At 64.0% G+C, this 4,038-nt stretch carries 1 protein-coding gene and 1 pseudogene; both read left to right on the top strand.

Annotated elements, in window-relative coordinates; translation table 11 throughout:
- Nucleotides 1-1,350, top strand: a 1,350-nt coding sequence (locus RHBS_RS25260; RefSeq protein WP_128646791.1) for a toprim domain-containing protein, incomplete at its 5' end; no start/stop codon positions are given.
- A gap of 68 nt (nucleotides 1,351-1,418) precedes the next feature.
- A pseudogene (gene gyrA, locus RHBS_RS25265) lies at nucleotides 1,419-3,961 on the top strand (DNA gyrase subunit A).
- Nucleotides 3,962-4,038: the final 77 nt, after the last annotated feature.

Genomic DNA, 4,038 nt, shown 5'->3' on the forward strand with positions numbered 1-4,038 from the left:
GCACCCAAGACCGCCGAGGAAGAGCAGGCCGACGCGGCCAACGCGAAGCCGGCCAAGGTGCGCAAGCGGACCTATCACTACCCCGACGGCTTGGTCGACTTCGTCAAGCACATCAACAGGACCAAGACCGCTATCCACAATTCGGTCGTCGGTTTCACCGGCAAGGGTGAGGGCCACGAGGTCGAGATCGCCATGCAGTGGAACGCCGGTTACTCCGAATCGGTGCACACCTTCGCCAACACGATCAACACGCACGAGGGCGGTACCCACGAAGAGGGCTTCCGCACCGCGTTGACCTCGACGGTGAACAAGTACGCGATCGAGAAGAAGTTGGTCAAGGAAAAGGACGTCAAGCTCACCGGCGACGACATCCGCGAGGGCTTGGCCGCAGTCATCTCGGTGCGGGTCGGGGAGCCGCAGTTCGAGGGGCAGACCAAGACCAAGCTCGGCAACACCGAGATTCGGTCGTTCGTGCAGAAGGCATGCAACGAGCACCTGGCGCACTGGTTCGAATCGAACCCGGCCGACGCCAAGACCATCATCAACAAGGCGGTCTCCTCCGCTCAGGCCCGAATGGCTGCACGTAAGGCGCGAGAGTTGGTGCGCCGCAAGAGCGCAACCGATATCGGTGGCCTTCCCGGCAAGCTCGCCGACTGCCGCTCGAACGATCCGAGCAAGTCCGAGATCTACATCGTGGAGGGCGACTCCGCAGGCGGCTCGGCCAAATCCGGACGAGATTCGATGTTCCAGGCGATCCTGCCGCTTCGCGGAAAGATCATCAACGTCGAGAAGGCTCGCATCGACCGCGTCCTCAAGAACAACGAGGTCCAGTCGATCATCACCGCCTTCGGCACCGGCATCCACGACGAGTTCGACATCACCAAGCTCCGCTATCACAAGATCGTGCTGATGGCCGACGCCGACGTCGACGGCCAGCACATCTCCACCCTGCTGATGACGCTGCTGTTCCGCTTCATGCGACCGCTGATCGAGCACGGCCACGTCTACCTCGCCATGCCGCCGCTGTACAAGCTGAAGTGGAGCCGCGGCGAACCGGACTTCGCGTACTCCGACCGCGAGCGCGACGGTCTGCTCGAGGCCGGCATCGCCAACAAGCGCAAGATCAACGTCGAGGACGGCGTCCAGCGCTACAAGGGCCTCGGCGAGATGAACGCCAAGGAACTGTGGGAGACCACCATGGATCCGTCGGTCCGCGTCCTGCGTCTGGTGACGCTGGACGACGCGGCGGCCGCCGACGAGCTGTTCAGCGTGCTGATGGGCGAGGACGTCTCCGCGCGTCGTAGCTTCATCGCCCGCAACGCGAAAGATGTTCGCTTTCTTGACGTTTAGTCACTTCCCTTCACGCACCGATGAGTTCTCTCGGTGCGTGGAGGTGACCGTTACTCGAGGAGATTTGCATGTCTGACATCACCGAACCGCCGGTAGGACCCCCGCCGGGTTCGACCACCAACGCCGAGGGCGGCGACCGGATCGATCCGGTCGACATCCAGCAGGAAATGCAGCGCAGCTACATCGATTACGCGATGAGCGTCATCGTCGGGCGTGCACTGCCCGAGGTGCGTGACGGACTCAAGCCGGTGCACCGCCGCGTGCTGTACGCGATGTACGACTCGGGCTTCCGCCCCGACCGCAGCTACGTCAAATCCGCACGCCCCGTTGCCGAAACGATGGGAAACTACCACCCCCACGGCGACACCTCGATCTACGACGCACTGGTGCGACTGGCCCAGCCGTGGTCGATGCGATACCCATTGGTGGACGGCCAGGGCAACTTCGGCTCCCGCGGCAACGATGGCGCCGCAGCCATGCGTTACACCGAGGCTCGGCTGACCCCGCTCGCGATGGAGATGTTGCGCGACATCGACGAGGAAACCGTCGACTTCATCCCCAACTACGACGGCAAAACCCAAGAACCGACGGTACTTCCGTCGCGGGTGCCGAACCTGCTGATGAACGGCTCCAACGGCATCGCCGTCGGTATGGCCACCAACATCCCGCCGCACAACCTGCGTGAACTGGGCGACGCGGTGTTCTGGGCCCTCGACAACTTCGAGGCCGACGAAGAAGCAACGCTCGCGGCCTGCATGGAACGCGTCAAGGGCCCCGACTTCCCGACGCACGGACTCATCGTCGGTGGTCAGGGCATCCAGGATGCGTACTCCACCGGCCGCGGCTCGATCCGCATGCGCGGCGTCGTCGAGATCGAAGAAGATTCCAACGGCCGCACCACGATCGTCATCACCGAGCTGCCTACCAGGTCAACCCGGACAACCTGATCACCTCGATCGCCGAGCAGGTTCGGGACGGCAAGCTCTCGGGCATCTCCAAGATCGACGACGAGTCCTCCGATCGCGTCGGCATGCGCATCGTCGTCACGATCAAGCGCGACGCGGTCGCGAAGGTGGTGCTCAACAACCTCTACAAGCATTCGCAGCTGCAGACGAGCTTCGGCGCGAACATGCTCTCGATCGTCGACGGCGTTCCGCGCACGCTGCGCCTGGACCAGATGATCCGCTTCTACGTCACTCACCAACTCGACGTGATCGTTCGACGTACCCGGTACCGGCTGCGCAGAGCAGAGGAGCGGGCCCACATTCTGCGTGGACTCGTCAAGGCGCTCGACGCGTTGGACGAGGTCATCGCGCTCATCCGTGCGTCGCAGACGGTGGATCTCGCCAAGCAGGGCTTGATCGACCTGCTCGACATCGACGAGATCCAGGCCCAGGCGATCCTCGACATGCAGCTGCGACGCCTCGCAGCCCTCGAGCGTCAGAAGATCATCGACGAGTTGGCAGAACTCGAGCGCACCATTGCCGACCTGCAGGACATTCTGGCCAAGCCGGAGCGGCAGCGACAGATCGTGCGAGACGAGCTCGCCGAGATCGTCGAGAAGTTCGGCGACGACCGTCGTACGCGCATCATCGCCGCCGACGGAGACGTCAACGACGAGGATCTGATCGCCCGGGAGAACGTGGTCGTCACGATCACCGAGACCGGATACGCCAAGCGCACCAGAACCGACCTCTACCGTTCGCAGAAGCGCGGCGGCAAGGGCGTGATGGGAGCGGGGCTCAAGCAGGACGACATCGTCAGCAAGTTCTTCGTCTGCTCGACGCACGACTGGATCCTGTTCTTCACCACCAAGGGCCGCGTCTACCGGGCCAAGGCCTACGAGCTGCCCGAGGCGAACCGAACCGCCCGCGGTCAGCACGTCGCGAACCTGCTCGCCTTCCAGCCGGACGAGCGCATCGCCCAGGTCATCCAGATCAAGACCTACGAGGACGCGCCGTACCTGGTGCTCGCCACCAAGGGCGGTCTGGTCAAGAAGTCACGTCTGACCGACTTCGACTCCAACCGCAGCGGTGGCATCGTGGCCGTCAACCTGCGCGGTGAGGACGAGTTGGTCGGGGCCGTTCTCGCGTCCTCGGACGACGATCTGCTTCTGGTCTCGGCGCAGGGTCAGTCCATCCGGTTCTCGGCCACCGACGAGGTGCTGCGTCCGATGGGCCGCGCCACCTCCGGTGTGCAGGGCATGCGCTTCAACGGTGAGGACGCGTTGCTCTCGCTCAACGTCGTCAGCGAGAACAAGTTCTTGCTGGTCGCTACGTCGGGTGGCTACTCCAAGCGCACCGCGATGGAGGACTACCCACAGCAGGGCCGCGGCGGAAAGGGAGTGCTGACGATTCAGTACGACCCGAAGCGTGGCACGCTGGTGGGAGCTCTCATCGTCGACGACGAGGACGAGCTGTACGCCATCACGTCCAGTGGTGGCGTGATCCGGACCGCTGCCAAGCAGGTTCGGAAGGCCGGCCGACAGACCAAGGGCGTGCGGTTGATGAATCTCGGTGAAGGCGACACACTGCTCGCGATCGCGCGTAACGCCGACGAGATCGAACCGGATGCTCTGGGCACCGAAGACGATGCAGCGAAGGAGTCGTAAGTGAGCACTCCCAACCGGCCTGGTAGCAGGCCCGGCCCCAGCGGTGGACCGGACAGCCGGGACGCCGCGCGGGCGGA

Origin of the sequence: Rhodococcus sp. BS-15, assembly GCF_000813105.1 — a bacterium.
In the GTDB taxonomy this organism is placed as follows: Bacteria; Actinomycetota; Actinomycetes; order Mycobacteriales; family Mycobacteriaceae; genus Rhodococcoides.